The 859-nt window shown below is 75.7% G+C and carries 1 protein-coding gene and 2 pseudogenes; 1 reads left to right on the forward strand and 2 read right to left on the reverse strand.

Features of this window, described 5'->3' with window-relative positions; translation table 11 throughout:
• Positions 1-180: pseudogene (locus AB0C29_RS44305) on the forward strand (DUF58 domain-containing protein); the annotation flags it as partial.
• A gap of 5 nt (positions 181-185) precedes the next feature.
• Here the strand turns inward: AB0C29_RS44305 and AB0C29_RS44310 are convergent.
• Entirely contained in the window at positions 186-584 is a 399-nt protein-coding gene (locus tag AB0C29_RS44310; protein WP_360833802.1) for a hypothetical protein, read from the reverse strand.
• Between the two features lie 14 nt (positions 585-598).
• Positions 599-859 (reverse strand): annotated as a pseudogene (locus AB0C29_RS44315) (stage II sporulation protein M); the annotation flags it as partial.

The following is an 859-nucleotide window of genomic DNA, read 5'->3' on the forward strand; positions in this document are numbered from 1 at the left end:
GGCGCCACCGCCACGGACGTGCACGTGGCCGCGGCGGCGGAGCTGGCCCTGGCCGAACGCGGTCGGGTGCGGGCGCTGCTGGAGCAGCAGGGGGTGCTGGTCGTGGACGAGCTGCGCGAGGACTTCGCCTCGAAGGTCGCCGACGTCTACCTGATGCTGAAAGCAGCCGGGCGCCTCTGACCCGCTCAGCGGGCGGCCAGGAACGCGGCCACGGCGCAGACCACCGCCGCCACGGCCCGGCCCCGGTCGATCAGCAGCAGCCGGTGCACCAGCTCCCGGGACCAGCCCCGCCCCAGCCGGCCGTGTGTCGGCGCCGCGCCGAAGGCCGTGAGCAGCCCGGCCACCGCAGCAGCGGCGACGGACACGATCGTCCAGGCGTCCGGGCCGGCCAGCACCGCCCACCCGCAGGCGACGACGAGCAGGCCGTAGACGACGACCACGACCGGCGTGATCCGGCGGGAGTGCGCGTCGTGGATCTCACGCCAGGCGGACTCCGGCGCGTCGGCCAGCGCCGGGTAGACGACCAGGGACACCGTCAGCTGGAAGCCCAGGTGCAGCGCGGCCGCCGCCAGCAGGATCAGCATGGACAGCAGCTTGGTCAGGCTGTGGGGACCGGAGTGACCGAGTGCTCCGGGGCCAGGTCACCGGTCTCGCCCCGGCGGTGTGCCGCCCCGCCCACGCCCAGCGCGTACGCCATGAAGGCCACCCACACCACCGCCCCGATCCCGATCCGCAGCACGGTCGGCAGGCCGGACGGTGTCACGTACGCCTCCAGCAGTCCGGCGACGCCCAGCGTCACGGCCAGGCCCAGCGCGACCAGCATGCCGCCGCGGGCCCGCTCGGCCAGCGCCTGGCCGCG

The organism is Actinoplanes sp. NPDC048791, from assembly GCF_040650095.1.
Lineage (GTDB): Bacteria > Actinomycetota > Actinomycetes > Mycobacteriales > Micromonosporaceae > Actinoplanes.

What these genes read in the sequence shown, in the direction of transcription:
- AB0C29_RS44310 (WP_360833802.1), bottom strand. Translation starts at nt 584, where the DNA reads ATGCTGATCCTGCTGGCGGCGGCCGCGCTGCACCTGGGCTTCCAGCTG.